Source organism: Salmonella sp. JXY0409-18 (genome assembly GCF_020268625.1).
Taxonomy (GTDB): domain Bacteria; phylum Pseudomonadota; class Gammaproteobacteria; order Enterobacterales; family Enterobacteriaceae; genus Salmonella; species Salmonella enterica.
On the sequence record NZ_CP084216.1, the window covers coordinates 2,746,845 to 2,766,161 of the forward strand.

Genomic DNA, 19,317 nt, shown 5'->3' on the forward strand with positions numbered 1-19,317 from the left:
CATAAAACAGATGTCATAGCTCACATCGGTAAACATGATTATTCAGGTATTAATAATTCTGCAAAAGAGAAACGCTTATGCATGATTCATTAACCATCGCATTGCTTCAGGCGCGCGAAGCGGCAATGACCTATTTCCGCCCCATCGTTAAAAGCCACAATCTGACCGACCAGCAATGGCGCATTGTGCGAATTCTGGCCGATAGCCCCTCTATGGATTTTCACGAGCTGGCCTTTCGTACCTGTATTTTGCGTCCAAGTCTGACCGGAATATTGACGCGCATGGAGCGAGACGGACTGGTGTTGCGACTCAAGCCGGTTAACGATCAGCGTAAGTTATATGTCATGTTGACGGAGCAGGGACAAACGTTGTACGCCCGTGCCCGGAGCCAGGTAGAAGAGGCTTATCGAAAAATTGAGGCCGATTTCACGCCCGAAAAAACACAGCAATTGATGCTGCTGCTGGACGATCTTATTGCCCTGGGGCGCCAGCATCCTGATAGCGAAGCGGAAGCATAGTATTATTACCTTCCCACGCCGCCGACACGGGAATCCCCTCCCGCTTACAACGTTGACGGCGATCGCATTTTACTCTTCTTCTTCGACGTTCATCTGAAAAGTACCCGCCGTTGTCCTGAAAGTCTCTTCACAGTTTACGCTTCTGCCTATTCAATTAAACAACAAATAAGAAACATATTATTAACAAAACATTCCGATTAACGAGGAAGAGGCCGCAATGAAACCTGAAGATTTTCGTACTGATAACAAGCGTCCGTTAACGGGCGAAGAGTATTTAAAAAGCCTGCAGGACGGGCGGGAAATTTATATTTACGGCGAACGCGTTAAAGATGTTACGACACATCCGGCATTCCGCAATGCCGCAGCCTCTGTCGCACAACTGTATGACGCATTACATAAACCGTCGATGCAAGATACCCTGTGCTGGAATACCGATACCGGCAGCGGCGGTTATACGCATAAATTTTTCCGCGTGGCGAAAAGCGCAGACGATCTGCGCCAACAGCGTGATGCTATCGCCGAGTGGTCACGCCTGAGTTACGGCTGGATGGGACGCACACCGGATTACAAAGCCGCCTTTGGCTGCGCTCTGGGCGCTAACCCAGCCTTCTACGGCCAGTTTGAGCAGAACGCCCGCAACTGGTACACCCGTATTCAGGAGACCGGCCTGTACTTTAACCATGCTATCGTCAACCCGCCTATCGACCGCCACAAACCTGCCGACGAAGTGAAAGACGTCTATATCAAGCTGGAGAAAGAGACGGACGCCGGGATTATTGTCAGCGGGGCGAAAGTCGTCGCCACTAACTCCGCCCTGACTCACTACAACATGATTGGTTTCGGCTCAGCCCAGGTGATGGGCGAAAACCCGGATTTTGCGCTGATGTTTGTCGCGCCAATGGATGCCGAAGGCGTAAAACTTATTTCGCGCGCCTCGTATGAAATGGTCGCGGGCGCGACGGGCTCGCCGTTTGATTATCCACTCTCCAGCCGCTTTGATGAAAACGATGCCATTCTGGTGATGGATAAGGTGCTGATCCCGTGGGAAAACGTGTTGATTTACCGTGATTTCGATCGTTGCCGTCGCTGGACGATGGAAGGCGGCTTTGCCCGTATGTATCCACTGCAAGCCTGTGTTCGTCTGGCGGTTAAACTTGATTTCATTACCGCGCTGCTGAAAAAATCGCTCGAATGTACGGGTACCGTAGAGTTCCGGGGCGTGCAGGCCGATCTCGGCGAAGTCGTGGCCTGGCGCAATATGTTCTGGGCATTGAGCGATTCTATGTGTTCTGAAGCAACCCCGTGGGTAAACGGCGCCTGGCTACCGGACCACGCTGCGCTGCAAACCTATCGTGTGATGGCCCCAATGGCCTACGCGAAAATTAAAAATATTATTGAACGTAACGTTACCAGCGGCCTGATTTACCTGCCTTCCAGCGCCCGCGATCTGAATAATCCGCAAATCGACCAGTACCTGGCGAAATACGTACGTGGCTCTAACGGAATGGACCATGTTGAACGTATCAAAATTCTTAAATTGATGTGGGATGCCATCGGCAGCGAGTTTGGCGGTCGCCATGAGCTGTACGAGATTAACTACTCGGGCAGCCAGGATGAAATTCGTCTGCAGTGCCTGCGTCAGGCCCAGAGCTCCGGCAATATGGATAAGATGATGGCAATGGTCGATCGCTGCCTCTCCGAATACGATCAGAATGGCTGGACGGTTTCGCATTTGCACAATAACGACGACATCAATCAACTGGATAAGCTGCTGAAATAACGCGGCAGGAGGTTCTCATGCAAGTAGATGAACAACGTCTGCGTTTTCGCGATGCGATGGCAAGTCTGGCGGCAGCGGTCAACATCGTAACCACGGCGGGTCACGCCGGACGCTGCGGTATCACCGCAACAGCGGTCTGCTCCGTCACCGATACGCCGCCCTCCGTAATGGTATGTATTAATGCCAATAGCGCCATGAACCCCGTTTTTCAGGGTAACGGCAGGCTGTGCATTAATGTACTTAACCATGAGCAGGAGCTGATGGCGCGCCACTTTGCCGGTATGACGGGGATGGCGATGGAGGAGCGTTTTCACCAGCCATGTTGGCAAAACGGACCGTTGGGCCAGCCGGTACTTAACGGCGCGCTGGCCGGTCTTGAAGGCGAGATCAGCGAGGTACAAACCATTGGCACGCATCTGGTGTATCTGGTGGCGATCAAAAATATCATCCTTAGCCAGGATGGGCATGGCCTGATTTATTTCAAACGCCGTTTTCATCCGGTCAGACTTGAGATGGAAGCGCCTGTTTAACCGTCACTCATGCCCACAAGCGGGATAACCACCGCTTGTGGGAGAAGAGTCGATACGCTGAAGATTTTTATTCCCGCCGCGATGTTTGATCGCCATAAATCGCGGCGATTAATACAATCTAAGAGCCTATCCCACCAGGCGTTATTGGCGCAGCCAGTTTGGACACGGACAGCGCGCAAAAACCGGAGCGTACACGTAGTACGTGAGGTTTGACTCGCTACGCTCGCCCTTCGGGCCGCCGCAAGCGGCGTTCAAAACGCTAACGCGTTTTGGCGAGCACTGCCCAGGACCAAAATGGCAAGTAAAATAGCCCTAATGGGATAGGCTCTAAATTAGCTCCCGCGATAGGTTGAATAACCATACTGACTTAATAACAGCGGCACATGATAGTGCTCATTCGTTTTGCTGATATGAAACTCGACGGGAATCTCCGGGAAAAACGTGTCCAGTCTTTTACTTTCAAAATACTGGCCGGTTTTAAAAATAACGCGATAATCCCCCGGCGCGGCAGCTTTTTCGGGCCACAGAGCTTTAATACGTCCATCCTGGTCGGTATGCCCGGTGTTTAATTGCGTCCATCCGTTGTCCTTTTTCTGCTCCAGTACCACCTCCACGCCGGGTGCCGGTTTGCCTGTTTGCTGATCGAGAATATGTACGCTGAGAATATTGTTGCCAGCGGCCAGCGCCATTGCCGGGGCTGCAACAAGAGATGCTATCGCGGTAGCCAGTATATATCGTTTCATGCTTCACTCCTTTACGGTATTGATGCAGGAAAATATATCTGGCGCGTCCAGGATTAACCTTACACGGACATGACAATTATGTCATCTTGTTGGAGATTTACGGATTCGCTACCAAGCCTATGGCATACTGCGTCGATGAAGATTTTATTGATTGAAGATAACCAGAAAACCATTGAGTGGGTACGTCAGGGACTCACGGAGGCAGGCTATGTGGTTGATTATGCCTGTGATGGACGAGACGGATTACACCTGGCCCTTCAGGAACATTATTCATTGATTATTCTTGATATTATGCTGCCGGGGCTTGATGGATGGCAGGTTTTACGCGCGTTACGCACTGCGCATCAATCCCCTGTTATTTGCCTGACGGCGCGCGACTCGGTTGAGGATCGCGTCAAAGGTCTTGAGGCGGGCGCTAATGATTACCTTGTTAAGCCTTTTTCCTTCGCCGAACTGCTGGCCCGGGTGAGAGCTCAACTCAGACAGCACGTCCCGGTCTTTACCCGACTGACGATCAATGGTCTGGACATGGATGCCACAAAGCAATCGGTGTCACGAAATGGCAAACCGATTTCCCTGACCCGCAAAGAATTCCTGCTCCTCTGGTTACTGGCCTCCCGGGCAGGAGAAATTGTGCCCCGAACCGCGATCGCCAGCGAGGTTTGGGGAATTAACTTTGATAGTGAAACCAACACCGTTGATGTCGCGATTCGTCGGCTGCGCGCCAAAGTAGACGATCCATTTGAAAAGAAGCTCATCATGACCGTGCGGGGGATGGGTTATCGATTACAGGCGGAAACGTCGCAGAATGGTTAAGTTATCAATGACGCTGCGCCTGACAATTTCTTTTATCGCCATACTTATCCTCGCCTGTACCGGCATTAGCTGGACGCTCTATAACGCGCTGAGCAAAGAATTAACGTATCGGGATGATATGACGCTAATAAATCGGGCGGCGCAAATGCAGCAACTGTTACTGGATGGCGCCAGGCCGGAAAATCTGCCGCTCTATTTCAATCGGATGGTGGATACGAAGCAGGATATCTTATTGATCCATTCAGCAACAGGCCACAATGTTGCGATTAATCATAGCGGCATCCCCGACCAACGCTTTAACGAGATTCCGCTGGCTAAAAACATCACTCGCGAAACCTTATTTCGCCAGGCGGTACAAGGCACGGAGCTGACCGCGGTACGAGTAAACGCCAGAAGCGGCGATGACCCGCTGACCCTTACTATTGCCAGGCTGGCGACGGAAAGGCGGCAAATGCTGGCGCAATATCGCCGCAACAGTTTGCTGATTAGCCTTATCGCGATCCTCGTCTGTTCGGCGCTCAGTCCATTAGTCATCAGAAACGGGCTGCGGGCCATTACGTCGCTCAGCCGACTCACCGCGGCGACAGATAGCGGCACACTTCGCCAGTCGTTGGCGGAACAGGCGTTACCCGTTGAGCTCAGGCCGCTTGGACAAGCGCTAAATACCATGCGCCAGAAGCTTTCCGACGATTTTGAACGCCTGAACCAATTTGCCGACGATCTGGCGCATGAGCTGCGCACGCCTGTTAATATTTTACTGGGGAAGAATCAGGTGATGCTGAGTCAGGAACGCAGCGCCGAAGAGTATCAACAAGCCCTTGTCGATAATATTGAAGAGCTGGAGGGACTGTCGCGACTGACAGAAAATATTCTCTTTCTGGCACGCGCGGAGCACCAGAATATAGCGGTAAAAAAACAGCCTGTTTCGCTCAATGCGCTGGTCGAAAATATGCTGGATTATCTTAGCCCCCTTGCCGAGGAGAAGCGCATCTGTTTTATAAATCAATGTCAGGGAACGGTATGGGCTGACGAAATATTATTACAAAGAGTGCTCTCAAACCTGCTGACGAATGCCATCCGTTATTCTGATGAAAACGCCGTGATACGTATTGAAAGCGCTTATGATGATAACGTTGCAGAAATTCGGGTCGCTAATCCGGGCAGCCACCCCGCCGATGCGGATAAGCTTTTCCGGCGTTTTTGGCGAGGAGATAATGCCCGCCACACTGCCGGTTTCGGCCTGGGGTTATCGTTAGTTAACGCGATTGCTCTATTACACGGTGGTTCGGCATCTTACCGCTATGCCGATGAACATAATATCTTTTCGGTTCGTCTGCCTGATAGCGGTGATAGCTAAGGTCAGTACAGGTTCTGTTCCCCTTCCCTGCCACAGGGCTGTGGTTATCAATACAACCTCAATAAAGAGAAAATAAAGGATGCCGGCAAAGAATATTGCTGGCTCGATCACTTTCTCGGTTTCCAATCCAGGGTCAATTCATCCCATAACGCGTTATTCAGTGGGAACCTTTATGAAAAAGTATCTTGCATTCGCCGTTACGCTGCTGGGTATGGGTAAAGTCATCGCCTGTACTACCCTTTTGGTAGGCAATCAGGCTTCGGCTGACGGCTCCTTTATTATCGCGCGCAACGAGGATGGCTCGGCAAATAACGCCAAGCATAAGGTTATTCATCCCGTCGCGTTTCATCAACAAGGCGAGTATAAAGCACATCGGAACAATTTTAGCTGGCCGCTTCCGGAGACAGCGATGCGCTATACGGCGATTCATGACTTTGATACTAACGATAACGCCATGGGTGAAGCCGGTTTCAATTCGGCGGGCGTCGGAATGAGCGCAACGGAAACCATTTATAACGGCAGAGCGGCGCTGGCTGCCGATCCTTACGTGACAAAAACGGGAATCACGGAAGACGCCATTGAGTCCGTGATCCTGCCAGTGGCGCAATCGGCGCGTCAGGGCGCCAAATTACTGGGAGACATTATTGAACAAAAAGGCGCGGGCGAAGGTTTCGGCGTCGCGTTTATTGATAGCAAAGAGATATGGTATCTGGAGACGGGAAGCGGTCATCAATGGCTGGCAGTACGACTTCCGGCAGATAGCTATTTCGTTTCCGCCAATCAGGGACGTTTACGGCATTACGATCCGAATGATAACGCGAATTATATGGCGTCACCAACGTTAGTAAGCTTTGCGAAAAAGCAGGGATTATATGATCCGGCCCGCGGCGAATTCGACTTTCATCAAGCCTATTCGCAGGATAACAAAAACGATACCACCTATAATTATCCGCGCGTCTGGACGCTACAACACCAGTTTAATCCGCATCTGGATACGGTCGTTAGCGAAGGGGAAACATTTCCTGTTTTTTTAACGCCAATAACGAAGATCAGCGTGGCGGCAGTAAAAAACGCGTTACGCAATCACTATCAGGGTACGTCGCACGACCCTTATGCCAATCATAATCCACAAGAACCATGGCGACCTATATCCGTTTTTCGTACCCAGGAGTCACATATTTTACAGGTCAGACCGAAATTACCGCAGGCTATCGGCAACGTAGAATACATCGCCTATGGAATGCCATCTCTTAGCGTCTATCTCCCCTATTATCAGGGGATGCGTCATTATCAACCCGGAGATGATAAAGGAACCGATCGGGCGAGCAACGACTCTACCTACTGGACATTCCGCACGCTGCAAACGCTGGTTATGCAGGACTACAATGCGTTTGCGCCAGATGTGCAACACGCCTGGAAAACATTTGAACAGCAAACAGCTAAGCAGCAGTATAAGATGGAACAGAGCTATCTGAGATTATATGCGTCGCATCCGAAAGAAGCGCAACGCTTACTGCAAAATTTTGAAGATAAAACGATGCAAAATGCGCAGACGCTCGCCCGTCGCCTGACCAATAATATTATTACGACAATGACTTACCGCACAGATATGAAATATCACTTTTCAAGTACGCAACCATAAATTTAATGACAATCTATTAGCCACTCATACACAATAAGATAAAGCGGCACCAGAATTAGCCAGATATAAAAGACAATAATTATTATGGATTCATAGAGAGGATAGTTTATGACACTCCAGGCAAATATCAGCAGAGAGACAAAAGCGGCAAAAACCCAGGAGGTATATAAGCACGTTGTTCTTTTCAAAATGGCCGCCTCCTCTCGCATAAAACGATAACTACAACTTATGTCCCGTGTTACATAACTTTTCCCGACAGGCCTCTTTTACCCACGCTGAAAAATTCCGCGTCTTTTCAGATTTCAACGCGAATTCTATCTGTTCAAGCATGGAATAGGAAAAACGAATATTCTTCGTCACGGTCTTACTTGTCCGGGGCTTTGCTGGCATACACACACCTGTATAACATTTGATGTAACGCCGTTACTTTACGCAGGAGTAAATCGGTGAATTTGATCTGAGTCAAGAAGGTGGGTTTTCAATAAAAGTTGTGCCCTAAATTGTGAAGTTTGTAGATTTTATGAACATTTGATGCGCCGTTCCCCCCCATGATCGCCACTACGTATGCACGTCAGGACACCTCCCCGCCTGATCAGAAGCGTTTCCTCATTAAAAAGGACATTTTTTTAAAGTTCCTGGCGCATAAAAGTCACATTCTTTTAAAGGGTTGTTAACCCTGTTGAATGTTCCCACTCCCCTATTCAGGAATATTAAAAACGCTATGCAAATACAGAGCTTCTATCACTCAGCTTCACTAAAAACCCAGGAGGCTTTTAAAAGCCTACAAAAAACCTTATACAACGGAATGCAGATTCTCTCAGGCCAGGGCAAAGCGCCGGCTAAAGCGCCCGACGTTCGCCCGGAAATTATTGTCCTGCGAGAACCCGGCGCGACATGGGGGAATTATCTACAGCATCAGAAGACGTCTAACCACTCGCTGCATAACCTCTATAACTTACAGCGCGATCTTCTTACCGTCGCGGCAACCGTTCTGGGTAAACAAGACCCGGTTCTAACGTCAATGGCAAACCAAATGGAGTTAGCCAAAGTTAAAGCGGACCGGCCAGCAACAAAACAAGAAGAAGCCGCGGCAAAAGCATTGAAGAAAAATCTTATCGAACTTATTGCAGCACGCACTCAGCAGCAAAATGGCCTACCTGCAAAAGAAGCTCATCGCTTTGCGGCAGTAGCGTTTAGAGATGCTCAGGTCAAGCAGCTTAATAACCAGCCCTGGCAAACCATAAAAAATACACTCACGCATAACGGGCATCACTATACCAACACGCAGCTCCCTGCCGCAGAGATGAAAATTGGCGCAAAAGATATCTTTCCCAGTGCTTATCAGGGAAAGGGCGTATGCAGTTGGGATACCAGGAATATTCATCACGCCAACAATTTGTGGATGTCCACGGTGAGTGTGCATGAGGACGGTAAAGATAAAACGCTCTTTTGCGGGATACGTCATGGCGTGCTTTCCCCCTATCATGAAAAAGATCCGCTTCTGCGTCAGGTCGGCGCTGAAAACAAAGCCAAAGAAGTATTAACTGCGGCACTTTTTAGTAAACCTGAGTTGCTTAACAGAGCCTTAGAGGGCGAAGCGGTAAGCCTGAAACTGGTATCCGTCGGGTTACTCACCGCGTCGAATATTTTCGGCAAAGAGGGAACGATGGTCGAGGATCAAATGCGCGCATGGCAATCGTTGACCCAGCCGGGAAAAATGATTCATTTAAAAATCCGCAATAAAGATGGCGATCTACAGACGGTAAAAATAAAACCGGACGTCGCCGCATTTAATGTGGGTGTTAATGAGCTGGCGCTCAAGCTCGGCTTTGGCCTTAAGGCATCGGATAGATATAATGCCGAAGCGCTACATCAGTTATTAGGCAATGATTTACGCCCTGAAGCCAGACCTGGTGGCTGGGTTGGCGAATGGCTGGCGCAATACCCGGATAATTATGAGGTCGTCAATACATTAGCGCGCCAGATTAAGGATATCTGGAAAAATAACCTACATCATAAAGATGGCGGTGAACCCTATAAACTCGCACAACGCCTTGCCATGTTAGCCCATGAAATTGACGCGGTGCCCGCCTGGAATTGTAAAAGCGGCAAAGATCGTACAGGGATGATGGATTCAGAAATCAAGCGAGAGCACATTTCTTTACATCAGACCCATATGTTAAGTGCGCCTGGTAGTCTTCCGGATAGCGGTGGACAGAAAATTTTCCAAAAAGTATTACTGAATAGCGGCAACCTGGAGATTCAGAAACAAAATACGGGCGGGGCGGGAAACAAAGTAATGAAAAATTTATCGCCAGAGGTGCTCAATCTTTCCTATCAAAAACGAGTTGGGGATGAAAATATTTGGCAGTCAGTAAAAGGCATTTCTTCATTAATCACATCTTGAGTCTTGAGGTAACTATATGGAAAGTCTATTAAATCGTTTATATGACGCGTTAGGCCTGGATGCGCCAGAAGATGAGCCACTGCTTATCATTGATGATGGGATACAGGTTTATTTTAATGAATCCGATCATACACTGGAAATGTGCTGTCCCTTTATGCCACTGCCTGACGACATCCTGACTTTGCAGCATTTTTTACGTCTTAACTACACGAGCGCCGTCACTATCGGCGCTGACGCAGACAATACTGCTTTAGTGGCGCTTTATCGCTTGCCGCAAACCAGTACCGAAGAAGAGGCGCTCACTGGTTTTGAATTATTCATTTCAAACGTGAAGCAATTGAAAGAGCATTATGCATAATGTAATACGTCAACATACTTTCTTAATGAGATAAAACGCGATACGTATGCCCTTTACAAGAGACAAAACCAGAATCTTTGGTGGAAATGTAAGGGGCAAACGTTCCTCTTTCTCATTTTGCTCTGTTTGCGGGAGCATTTTTAGTGTGTAAGTATTCCTGCTCATCAGGTTTTTACGCCATCTACGCACATTTATTCTGCTATAAGTTGAAATGCTGCAAAAATATTGGTACTTATTATTTTTTCTTTAAGTAAATTTTCGCTCAACAAACTTAATTGTTTATTCAATGATGATGAAGCGTAAGCTATGCTGGAAATGAAGGAAGTCAATAGCAAGGATAATCTTATTATTCACGGGTGATATTACTTCTGCTTCACCGTTATGGCAGATATCATCGCCTCTTGTCAGATGCCAGACACCTACTCATACTCAACCAAAGCTCTAAATACAAAAATCACCTTATATCTTTTTTTATTATTCCTTGTATAAATGTGACTTGACTCACACCTATAAGGAATCGACTCACTTCCATAAGAAGGAATCAAAATGCCAATAACTAACGCGTCCCCAGAAAATATATTAAGATATTTGCATGCGGCCGGTACCGGTACGAAAGAAGCAATGAAAAGTGCAACTTCACCACGCGGTATACTGGAATGGTTTGTCAATTTTTTTACCTGTGGTGGAGTAAGAAGAAGCAATGAAAGATGCTTTCGGGAGGTAATTGGAAAACTGACCACATCATTATTATATGTAAATAAAGATGCTTTCTTCGATGGTAATAAAATATTTCTGGAGGATGTCAACGGGTGTACTATATGTCTGTCATGTGGAGCAGCATCCGAAAATACGGATCCCATGGTCATTATTGAAGTGAACAAAAATGGAAAAACTGTAACGGATAACGTTGATAGTGAGAGATTTTGGAATGTATGTCGAATGTTAAAGCTGATGAGTAAACATAATATACAACAGCCTGATTCACTTATAACCGAGGATGGTTTTCTGAACCTGCGCGGAGTAAACCTGGCTCATAAAGATTTCCAGGGGGAAGATTTGTCAAAAATAGATGCTTCTAATGCAGATTTCCGTGAAACAACTCTTTCTAATGTAAATTTAGTCGGTGCAAATTTGTGTTGTGCAAATCTACACGCTGTAAATCTAATGGGTTCAAACATGACTAAAGCAAACCTGACTCACGCAGACCTGACTTGCGCTAACATGTCCGGTGTAAACTTAACCGCTGCAATTCTATTCGGCTCAGACTTAACTGACACCAAACTAAATGGTGCAAAATTAGATAAGATAGCTCTAACTTTAGCGAAAGCATTAACAGGAGCCGATCTGACAGGTAGTCAACATACCCCTACTCCACTCCCGGATTACAATGATAAAACGCTTTTCCCCCATCCAATATTTTAGTCGAGATAAAGGGATTTTATAAACAAGAAGTATTCAAACAGAAGCCCCCCTTGTTTTATTAAATAAACCCCGCCCCTAAGTTTCATTATAAATAACATTTTCAGCGTATTTTTACATTGTTGATATGAGAGCGTAGCAGAATAAGCTCTTTGATTAAAAATATCCAGGCTGTGGAGTACCTTATCTCAGGCGCGGGTGGAATAGACCCTGATACAGAAATTGATGACGACACTTATGACGAATGCTACGATGAACTATCCTCCGTACTTCAAAATGCGTATACCCAAAGCGAAACATTCCGCAGACTGATGAATTACGCATATGAAAAAGAACTACATGATGTGGAGTAGCGCTGGCTACTGGGGGCAGGCGAAGCCTTTGAAACTACCGTGGCTCAGGAACACTTCAAACTTTCAGAAGGCAGGAAAGTTATTTGTCTCAATCTGGACGATTCTGATGATTCATATACCGAACATTATGAAAGTAACGAAGGAAGACAACTTTTTGACATAAAACGTTCATTTATTCATGAAGTTGTACATGCACTGACCCATCTTCAGGATAAAGAAGAAAATCATCCAGGAGGCCCTGTTGTCGAATATACCAACATTATTCTGAAAGAGATGGGGCATCCTTCACCTCCCAGAATGGTCTACATCTTCAATAAATAGACACATCAGGAAACGAAAAGAAACTAAAAACCCGCGTAGTCCGTTTTTTCGGGAAATGTTCTAGCAGTATTTTCTAACTATATTCTAAGCGCCAAAAAACAAAGGGGTTACCTTTCGGTAACCCCTTGTTTAATCTGGCGGAAGCGCAGAGATTCGAACTCTGGAACCCTTTCGGGTCGCCGGTTTTCAAGACCGGTGCCTTCAACCGCTCGGCCACACTTCCGGAATGAGGCGCACTATAAACATCCCGGTGCGTCATGTAAAGACCGAATGTGTTCTTTTGCGTGAAAAACAGGCAAAATTTCGTTAATTGCCTGAAATAGCGGCACATTGACCATTTCTTCAACACAAAAACTGGCTTAATACGTGTTGATCGTCCCCACTGTTTTACCTCTGTGATTATCAATTTTTTATCGGTAGCGCGTAGTTGGCGCTGCCGCCTGTTTTATGGCGTAGCGCCAGGCATGAGCAGACCGTTTTAACGACGGTAATCACCTGAAATCTCTTAAGGAAACTAAACGTAAACGAATGCGTAAAGATGGGTAAAACCACTGGGTGACAGTGACTGTTTTTATTATTCTCCTTTATTAATTACATCTGTCATAAGAGAGTGACTAATGGATCGTATCATTACATCATCGCGTGATCGTAGCTCGCTACTGAGTACGCACAAAGTACTGCGCAACACCTATTTTCTGTTGAGCCTGACGCTGGCTTTCTCCGCAATTACCGCGACAGCCAGTACGGTACTGATGCTGCCCTCCCCCGGCCTGATTCTGACGCTGGTCGGTATGTATGGGCTGATGTTCCTGACCTATAAAACCGCCAATAAGCCGGTCGGTATCCTGTCTGCTTTTGCGTTTACCGGCTTCCTCGGCTATATCCTGGGCCCGATTCTTAACGCCTATCTGTCAGCAGGCATGGGCGATGTCATTGGCCTGGCGCTGGGTGGTACCGCGTTAGTATTTTTCTGCTGCTCCGCTTACGTTCTGACCACCCGTAAGGATATGTCTTTCCTGGGCGGTATGTTAATGGCCGGGATCGTCGTCGTGCTGATTGGTATGGTGGCGAATATTTTCCTGCAACTGCCTGCATTGCACCTGGCGATTAGCGCGGTGTTTATCCTGATTTCCTCGGGCGCTATCCTGTATGAAACCAGTAACATCATTCACGGCGGTGAAACCAACTATATTCGTGCGACCGTCAGTCTGTACGTTTCGCTGTACAACATCTTTGTCAGCCTGCTCAGCATCCTGGGCTTCGCCAGCCGCGACTAATCGACATTCCCCTCTTCCAGCCCTGCTTATGCAGGGCTTTATTTTTTGCTACACTGCCGTCCGTGTTGATTACGCAGTGAAACGTTATGTTGATCTTTGAAGGTAAAGAAATCAGTACTGATAGCGAAGGCTATCTGAAAGAGACGACGCAGTGGAGTGAAGCGCTGGCAGTCGCTATCGCCGCCAATGAAGGCATTGAGCTCTCTGCGGAACACTGGGAAGTCGTGCGCTTCGTGCGCGAATTTTACCTGGAGTTTAATACCTCTCCCGCCATCCGAATGCTGGTAAAAGCGATGGCGAATAAGTTCGGCGAAGAAAAAGGCAACAGCCGCTATCTGTATCGTCTGTTCCCGAAAGGCCCGGCAAAGCAAGCGACCAAAATCGCCGGTCTGCCCAAGCCGGTAAAGTGTATTTAATACCGAATACTGAAGCCTGTTAACGTCTCGCGAGGGCTGTGCGGTTCAGTGAGGATTTTGTCCACACGAGCAGAGCGCGGCCCGCCCTCTTTCAGCCACTTGATGAGTTTTTCCACCTGCGCCGCGTCGCCACAGGCCACTACTTCTACGCTTCCGTCATCCATATTCTTCGCATAGCCGGTTAACCCCAGCCGCTGCGCCTCATGCTGCGTGGTATAGCGAAACCCGACTCCCTGAACGCGACCATAAACCCAGGCGATAATGCAGACGTTCGACATGATGGTTCTCCTTTCATAATCAGTGGTGGAAGCTCATACAGGACATACTTAACGTACCTGGCTGGGGAGACACCCATAATGTTGGCGGAATCTGGCCGTAAACCGCGACCCCGACAGGTAGCCGCACCGTAGCGCTATTTCGCCGATCGGCAGCGTCGTCGATTGCAGTTGAGAAAGCGCGCAGGACATGCGCACCTCTTCAACAATTTGTCGATAACTCTGCGATTCGCGCTGCAAACGTCGACGCAGCGTCGATGTTCCCATAGCAAGGCGGCGGGCTATCTCCTGGGCTGTCCATAGCTTAGCAGGTGAGAGCATAATCAGTTGCCGCACCTGCTCCGTGAGGGTGTAACGCCGTTCAATAAGCAGCGGTCCCGCCGCGCCATCATGTAAAAGCGCTAACAGTAACCCCATCGCCTGATGTTCCTGTAGCCCAACGGGTAAACCCTGGCGCACAGCATCCAACACGTTCTCCCACATAAATGTCAGGCTACGGCTCATCGGGGTACACAGCGATGTCAGGTTTGCCGGTGGATAATCCTGAACGTACATCGTTTTAAAGCGAGCAATAATCTCCGGTGAAAGTAACAACAGGTCGGAGCGAAAACCGTTCTGCGCAGGCTGATTAATAATCTCCAGCGGCGTGTTCGCCGGAATAATAATCAACTCGCCCGGCCCGGCGACAAGGCGGCTATCATCCTGAATGATGACTTTACTGCCCTGCGTAATATGGCAGATAGCGGCGGAAAAAAGCGTAACTCGATGCAAACGGTGCAGATGACTGGAACGCACCTCTGCCGTCGTAAGATCCTGATGTCGAATATGCATCTCCTGCACCGTGCCGTCCTCTGTTTTACCTTCCGTATGTGGCCGTGAATTTTGCTTTCGCAATCACATGCGCGTTAAGCATAAACCCTACCAACGCGCCACTCGACTCACTGTCGAGCGGCAGTGTTGCCGTATTCAGCGCCCACACAGTAAACTGATAGCGATGAGGCTTATCGCCCGGCGGCGGACAGGCGCCGCCAAAGCCAGCATAACCGAAATCATTACGTCCCTGCACCACTCCAGCGGGTAACGTTTTTTTATCAGCCCCCGTCGGCAGGTCGTGAATCTGCGCAGGAATATTCACCATCGTCCAGTGCCACCAGCCGCTTCCGGTGGGCGCATCAGGATCGAAGACGGTAATAGCGTAGCTTTTGGTTCCGGCAGGCGGATTGCGCCAGCTCAGCTGCGGCGAAATATTTTCTCCGCTACAACCAAATCCTTTAAAGACGTGCTGTTGCGTTAAACGAAAATCCGCCGGAATATCCGCGCTACTGAGGCTAAACGCCGATGCGGCAGATACGCTGCCACTCAATGCCATCATTGCGGCTGCGGTCAAAGAGAAGACTGTTTTCATTGTATTTCCTTCTTCATATAAAGAAATAACACTATAAAAAGCGCCCGCTGAAGAAACTGTGCCTTTACGATTCTATTTTGTGCAGAAACGCTCACCACCATACGCTGATGATTGCCCCTCTTATCTGTGCTACCCTACGCGCCATTTCGTTTTCACGGTCCCTGGCTGGAGCTATCATCCGGCTCGCGTTACTGTTTGTGAGAGGTTACTCCGCATGACTGAATCTACATTTTCGCAATATCCCCGTTTAGTCCTCAGCAAAGGGCGAGAAAAATCTTTACTCCGCCGCCACCCATGGGTCTTTTCCGGCGCCGTATCCCGCCTGGAAGGCAAAGCCAACCTCGGTGAAACTATCGATATCGTCGACCATCAGGGAAAGTGGTTAGCACGCGGCGCCTGGTCGCCAGCATCCCAGATCCGCGCGCGCGTCTGGACATTTGATAAAGCAGAATCCATTGATATTGCGTTTTTCACCCGCCGCCTGCGCCAGGCGCAGCAGTGGCGCGACTGGCTGGCGAAAAAAGACGGCCTGGATAGCTATCGTCTGATCGCCGGTGAGTCCGATGGCCTGCCTGGCGTCACTATCGATCGTTTTGGTCATTTTTTGGTGCTGCAACTGCTCAGCGCCGGGGCGGAATATCAACGCGCCGCATTAATTAGCGCTCTGCAAACATGCTATCCGGATTGCGCTATTTACGATCGCAGCGACGTCGCCGTGCGGAAAAAAGAAGGGATGGCGCTGACGCAAGGCCCGGTCACTGGCGAACTGCCGCCTGCGCTTCTGCCAATTGAAGAACACGGTATGAAATTGCTGGTTGATATCCAGGGCGGCCACAAAACCGGTTATTATCTTGATCAGCGCGACAGTCGTCTGGCGACGCGCCGCTACGTGGAAAATCAGCGGGTACTGAACTGCTTCTCTTATACCGGCGGTTTTGCCGTGTCGGCATTAATGGGCGGTTGTCGCCAGGTTGTCAGCGTGGATACCTCACAGGATGCGCTGGATATCGCCAGGCAAAACGTTGAACTGAACCAACTGGATTTGAGCAAAGCCGAATTCGTGCGCGATGACGTGTTTAAGTTGCTGCGCGCTTACCGTGAACACGGCGAAAAATTCGACGTCATCATCATGGACCCGCCCAAATTCGTCGAAAATAAAAGCCAGTTAATGGGTGCCTGCCGGGGCTATAAAGACATTAACATGTTAGCGATTCAACTGCTCAATCCGGGCGGCATACTGCTGACATTCTCTTGCTCCGGACTGATGACCAGCGATTTATTTCAGAAAATCATTGCCGATGCCGCAATAGATGCCGGTCGTGATGTACAATTTATAGAGCAGTTCCGTCAGGCCGCCGATCACCCGGTGATCGCCACCTACCCGGAAGGGCTGTATCTGAAAGGGTTTGCCTGTCGCGTCATGTAACTTGAAAAGTGGAATAGTATCCTCATATAAAGGGTATCTATTTCCCGGGAGGTGACTATGATAGCCAGCAAATTCGGTATCGGCCAACAGGTCCGCCATTCCCTGTTAGGTTACCTCGGAGTGGTCGTCGATATCGACCCGGAATATTCGCTTGATGAGCCGTCGCCTGATGAACTGGCGGTTAACGACGAACTTCGCGCTGCTCCGTGGTACCACGTGGTAATGGAAGATGATGATGGTCAGCCAGTGCATACTTATCTGGCCGAGGCCCAGTTGCGAAGCGAAATGCGGGACGAGCATCCAGAACAGCCATCGATGGATGAACTGGCGCGAACCATTCGCAAGCAGCTTCAGGCACCGCGACTACGTAACTGATTGTATTTAAAAGGCCGGAGGGCGATATCCGGCCATTTAAACTTTTATTTCGCCAGCCCCAGGCGAGGGATCTCAATCGCCGGACAACGATCCATCACCACGGTCATGCCTGCATCCCGCGCCAGTACCGCCGCCTGTTCGTTGATCACGCCAAGCTGTAGCCACAGCGTTTTTGCGCCGATGGCGATAGCTTCCTGTGCGACGCCCCATGCAGCTTCAGAGTTGCGAAAAACATCCACCATATCGACTTTTTCGGGAATGTCCGCCAGCGTGGCATACCCCTGTTGCCCCAGCAATGTCTTACCCGCGACTTTTGGCGCAACCGGAATCACATGGTAACCCTGCTCAAGCAGGTATTTCATTACCCGATAACTTGGACGATCGGGTTTATCGCTCGCACCTACCAGCGCGATAGTGCGAGTGGACGTCAATACATCAGCAATATCGGTCTCTTTCATCATCTTTCTCCTGGCTGTTTTGCAAAGTGTACGACAAACCTGACATAGCAACCATTCATCCCATACCGATGTATGAGAGCAAAACGCCAAAATATGTCTATATGTTAGTAAACATGATCTAAGAAAAATTTCGATACATTATTAGCCAGACGGCCTTTGGACAGGAGAACCTTATGAAAACCGGCGCGCTAACCACCTTCCTTGCTCTCTGTTTGCCGGTGACTGTTTTTGCCACAACGCTCCGTCTGTCGAATGAGGTTGATCTGCTGGTGCTGGACGGCAAAAAGGTGTCCAGCTCTTTATTACGCGGCGCAGAGAGCATCGAACTGGAAAACGGGCCGCATCAACTCGTTTTCCGGGTGGAAAAAACCATCCGCCTGCCCGGTAATGAAGAGCGGCTTTATATTTCTCCGCCGCTGGTGATAAGTTTCGATACCCAACTGATAAATCAGGTCAATTTCCAGCTCCCACGGCTGGAAAACGAGCGCGAAGCCTCGCATTTTAACGCGGCGCCGCGTCTGGCGCTTTTGGACGGCGACGCCATGCCCATTCCGGTAAAACTCGATATTCTGGCCATTACTTCTACGGCTAAAGTGGTCGATTATGAAATAGAGACCGAGCGTTATAATAAATCGGCGAAACGCGCCTCGCTTCCTCAGTTCGCCACGATGATGGCAGACGACAGCACATTACTTTCCGACGTCTCAGAGCTTGATACCGTACCGCCGCAATCACAAACTCTGACAGAACAGCGGCTGAAATATTGGTTCCGACTGGCCGACCCGCAGACACGCCATCATTTTCTGCAATGGGCGGAAAAACAGCCGCCCTCTTGATATGAGTTGTCCCAGCGCGCAATTTTTTTGTCTTTCTCTTGCAGCATCAAGCGCTTCCAGTAATCTGTAGACAGGTTAACTACGGAATCGAATTATGGAACTGACGACTCGCACCTTGCCGACGCGCAAACATATCGCGTTGGTTGCTCACGACCACTGCAAACAGATGTTAATGAACTGGGTGGAACGCCATCAGCCGTTGCTGGAAAAACACGTTCTTTATGCAACCGGCACCACGGGGAATCTGATCCAGCGCGCAACCGGTATGGACGTTAATGCGATGCTGAGCGGCCCGATGGGCGGCGACCAGCAGGTTGGCGCGCTCATTTCAGAAGGGAAAATCGACGTGTTGATTTTCTTCTGGGACCCGCTTAACGCGGTACCGCACGACCCCGATGTCAAAGCGCTACTGCGTCTGGCCACCGTATGGAATATTCCTGTCGCCACTAATGTCTCAACGGCGGACTTTATCATCCAGTCCCCGCATTTTAATGACGCTGTAGATATTCTTATTCCGGATTATGCGCGTTATCTGGCCGAGCGCCTGAAATAACCGCTACGCGGCCTGAAATAACCGCTACGCGGGCGGGATGCTGTACCGCCCG

Annotated in this window: 22 protein-coding genes, 1 tRNA gene and 2 pseudogenes; 17 read left to right on the top strand and 8 right to left on the bottom strand. The window is 49.1% G+C overall.

What is annotated here, in order from left to right; genetic code table 11:
• Nucleotides 1-77: 77 nt before the first annotated feature.
• The 3 genes from hpaR (at nucleotide 78) to LDB27_RS13385 (ending at nucleotide 2,828) form a co-directional block, all read left to right on the top strand.
• Complete coding sequence (gene hpaR / locus LDB27_RS13375; protein ID WP_000543922.1) at nucleotides 78-518, top strand: homoprotocatechuate degradation operon regulator HpaR; 441 nt, start codon at nucleotides 78-80, stop codon at nucleotides 516-518.
• Between the two features lie 217 nt (nucleotides 519-735).
• Entirely contained in the window at nucleotides 736-2,298 is a 1,563-nt protein-coding gene (gene hpaB / locus LDB27_RS13380; RefSeq protein ID WP_000801496.1) for a 4-hydroxyphenylacetate 3-monooxygenase, oxygenase component, read from the top strand.
• A gap of 17 nt (nucleotides 2,299-2,315) precedes the next feature.
• Nucleotides 2,316-2,828, top strand: a complete 513-nt coding sequence (locus tag LDB27_RS13385; RefSeq protein ID WP_001195556.1) for a 4-hydroxyphenylacetate 3-monooxygenase reductase subunit — start codon at nucleotides 2,316-2,318, stop codon at nucleotides 2,826-2,828.
• Between the two features lie 332 nt (nucleotides 2,829-3,160).
• On the opposite strand, the gene hiuH is transcribed toward LDB27_RS13385, so the two are convergent.
• Nucleotides 3,161-3,571 carry a hydroxyisourate hydrolase gene (gene hiuH, locus LDB27_RS13390; protein WP_000833183.1) on the bottom strand — a complete coding sequence of 137 codons (411 nt, stop codon included), beginning with the start codon at nucleotides 3,569-3,571 and terminating at the stop codon, nucleotides 3,161-3,163.
• A gap of 135 nt (nucleotides 3,572-3,706) precedes the next feature.
• On the opposite strand from hiuH, the gene hprR reads away from it, so the two are divergent.
• The 4 genes from hprR to LDB27_RS13410 all read left to right on the top strand — a co-directional run bounded on the left by hprR (nucleotide 3,707) and on the right by LDB27_RS13410 (nucleotide 7,605).
• Nucleotides 3,707-4,387, top strand: coding sequence for a response regulator transcription factor HprR (hprR, locus tag LDB27_RS13395; protein ID WP_000698207.1), 681 nt, complete (start codon nucleotides 3,707-3,709; stop codon nucleotides 4,385-4,387).
• Nucleotides 4,380-5,744, top strand: a complete 1,365-nt coding sequence (locus LDB27_RS13400) for a heavy metal sensor histidine kinase (protein ID WP_000240027.1) — start codon at nucleotides 4,380-4,382, stop codon at nucleotides 5,742-5,744. Before hprR ends, LDB27_RS13400 begins: the two co-directional genes overlap by 8 nt.
• Nucleotides 5,745-5,916: 172 nt before the next feature.
• Nucleotides 5,917-7,386, top strand: coding sequence for a C69 family dipeptidase (locus LDB27_RS13405; protein WP_000760234.1), 1,470 nt, complete (start codon nucleotides 5,917-5,919; stop codon nucleotides 7,384-7,386).
• A 108-nt stretch (nucleotides 7,387-7,494) separates the two neighbouring features.
• Nucleotides 7,495-7,605 carry a hypothetical protein gene (locus LDB27_RS13410; protein ID WP_000174815.1) on the top strand — a complete coding sequence of 37 codons (111 nt, stop codon included), beginning with the start codon at nucleotides 7,495-7,497 and terminating at the stop codon, nucleotides 7,603-7,605.
• Here the strand turns inward: LDB27_RS13410 and LDB27_RS13415 are convergent, their stop codons facing one another.
• Nucleotides 7,606-7,776, bottom strand: coding sequence for a YlcI/YnfO family protein (locus LDB27_RS13415; protein WP_001111006.1), 171 nt, complete (start codon nucleotides 7,774-7,776; stop codon nucleotides 7,606-7,608).
• Nucleotides 7,777-8,107: 331 nt separating this feature from the next.
• Here LDB27_RS13415 and sopB point away from each other — a divergent pair, with 331 nt between their 5' ends.
• Together sopB and sigE are read left to right on the top strand one after the other, a co-directional pair.
• Complete coding sequence (sopB, locus tag LDB27_RS13420) at nucleotides 8,108-9,793, top strand: SPI-1 type III secretion system effector inositol phosphate phosphatase SopB (protein WP_001166958.1); 1,686 nt, start codon at nucleotides 8,108-8,110, stop codon at nucleotides 9,791-9,793.
• Between the two features lie 16 nt (nucleotides 9,794-9,809).
• The gene (gene sigE, locus LDB27_RS13425; protein WP_000444724.1) at nucleotides 9,810-10,151 is read left to right on the top strand and encodes a type III secretion system chaperone SigE; all 342 of its coding nucleotides are present in this window, start codon (nucleotides 9,810-9,812) and stop codon (nucleotides 10,149-10,151) included.
• Between the two features lie 9 nt (nucleotides 10,152-10,160).
• Here the strand turns inward: sigE and LDB27_RS13430 are convergent.
• Nucleotides 10,161-10,480: pseudogene (locus LDB27_RS13430) on the bottom strand (hypothetical protein).
• A 217-nt stretch (nucleotides 10,481-10,697) separates the two neighbouring features.
• Here LDB27_RS13430 and pipB point away from each other — a divergent pair.
• Both pipB and pipA read left to right on the top strand, forming a co-directional pair.
• Nucleotides 10,698-11,573 carry an SPI-2 type III secretion system effector PipB gene (pipB, locus tag LDB27_RS13435; protein WP_001123036.1) on the top strand — a complete coding sequence of 292 codons (876 nt, stop codon included), beginning with the start codon at nucleotides 10,698-10,700 and terminating at the stop codon, nucleotides 11,571-11,573.
• Between the two features lie 170 nt (nucleotides 11,574-11,743).
• A pseudogene (gene pipA, locus LDB27_RS13440) lies at nucleotides 11,744-12,244 on the top strand (type III secretion system effector protease PipA); the annotation flags it as partial.
• A gap of 135 nt (nucleotides 12,245-12,379) precedes the next feature.
• On the opposite strand, the gene LDB27_RS13445 reads toward pipA, so the two are convergent.
• A tRNA-Ser gene (locus tag LDB27_RS13445) sits at nucleotides 12,380-12,467 on the bottom strand.
• A gap of 394 nt (nucleotides 12,468-12,861) precedes the next feature.
• Here LDB27_RS13445 and yccA point away from each other — a divergent pair.
• Nucleotides 12,862-13,521 carry an FtsH protease modulator YccA gene (gene yccA / locus LDB27_RS13450; protein ID WP_000374046.1) on the top strand — a complete coding sequence of 220 codons (660 nt, stop codon included), beginning with the start codon at nucleotides 12,862-12,864 and terminating at the stop codon, nucleotides 13,519-13,521.
• An 86-nt stretch (nucleotides 13,522-13,607) separates the two neighbouring features.
• Complete coding sequence (gene tusE, locus LDB27_RS13455) at nucleotides 13,608-13,937, top strand: sulfurtransferase TusE (RefSeq protein ID WP_000904446.1); 330 nt, start codon at nucleotides 13,608-13,610, stop codon at nucleotides 13,935-13,937.
• Here the strand turns inward: tusE and yccX are convergent.
• From yccX to LDB27_RS13470, 3 genes are read right to left on the bottom strand one after another with little or no spacing between them, the layout of a single operon-like run.
• Nucleotides 13,934-14,215, bottom strand: coding sequence for an acylphosphatase (gene yccX / locus LDB27_RS13460; RefSeq protein ID WP_000072884.1), 282 nt, complete (start codon nucleotides 14,213-14,215; stop codon nucleotides 13,934-13,936). The genes tusE and yccX overlap by 4 nt on opposite strands.
• 48 nt (nucleotides 14,216-14,263) lie before the next feature.
• Nucleotides 14,264-15,043 carry a helix-turn-helix transcriptional regulator gene (locus LDB27_RS13465; protein ID WP_000548082.1) on the bottom strand — a complete coding sequence of 260 codons (780 nt, stop codon included), beginning with the start codon at nucleotides 15,041-15,043 and terminating at the stop codon, nucleotides 14,264-14,266.
• A 25-nt stretch (nucleotides 15,044-15,068) separates the two neighbouring features.
• A complete protein-coding gene (locus LDB27_RS13470) occupies nucleotides 15,069-15,617 on the bottom strand; it encodes a YbhB/YbcL family Raf kinase inhibitor-like protein (RefSeq protein ID WP_000859426.1) in 549 nt (182 codons plus the stop codon).
• A 214-nt stretch (nucleotides 15,618-15,831) separates the two neighbouring features.
• On the opposite strand from LDB27_RS13470, the gene rlmI reads away from it, so the two are divergent.
• Both rlmI and hspQ read left to right on the top strand, forming a co-directional pair.
• Nucleotides 15,832-17,043, top strand: coding sequence for a 23S rRNA (cytosine(1962)-C(5))-methyltransferase RlmI (gene rlmI / locus LDB27_RS13475; RefSeq protein ID WP_000140488.1), 1,212 nt, complete (start codon nucleotides 15,832-15,834; stop codon nucleotides 17,041-17,043).
• Nucleotides 17,044-17,100: 57 nt separating this feature from the next.
• Entirely contained in the window at nucleotides 17,101-17,418 is a 318-nt protein-coding gene (gene hspQ, locus LDB27_RS13480) for a heat shock protein HspQ (RefSeq protein ID WP_000561983.1), read from the top strand.
• A gap of 44 nt (nucleotides 17,419-17,462) precedes the next feature.
• Here hspQ and LDB27_RS13485 read toward each other — a convergent pair whose 3' ends face one another.
• Complete coding sequence (locus LDB27_RS13485; protein ID WP_001537782.1) at nucleotides 17,463-17,876, bottom strand: CoA-binding protein; 414 nt, start codon at nucleotides 17,874-17,876, stop codon at nucleotides 17,463-17,465.
• A gap of 173 nt (nucleotides 17,877-18,049) precedes the next feature.
• On the opposite strand from LDB27_RS13485, the gene LDB27_RS13490 reads away from it, so the two are divergent.
• On the top strand, nucleotides 18,050-18,712 hold the full coding sequence (locus tag LDB27_RS13490) for a DUF2057 family protein (RefSeq protein WP_000847729.1): 663 nt from the start codon (nucleotides 18,050-18,052) through the stop codon (nucleotides 18,710-18,712).
• Nucleotides 18,713-18,806: 94 nt separating this feature from the next.
• Nucleotides 18,807-19,265: a methylglyoxal synthase gene (mgsA, locus tag LDB27_RS13495; RefSeq protein ID WP_000424187.1), complete on the top strand. Its 459-nt coding sequence runs from the start codon at nucleotides 18,807-18,809 to the stop codon at nucleotides 19,263-19,265.
• Nucleotides 19,266-19,317 lie beyond the last annotated feature (52 nt).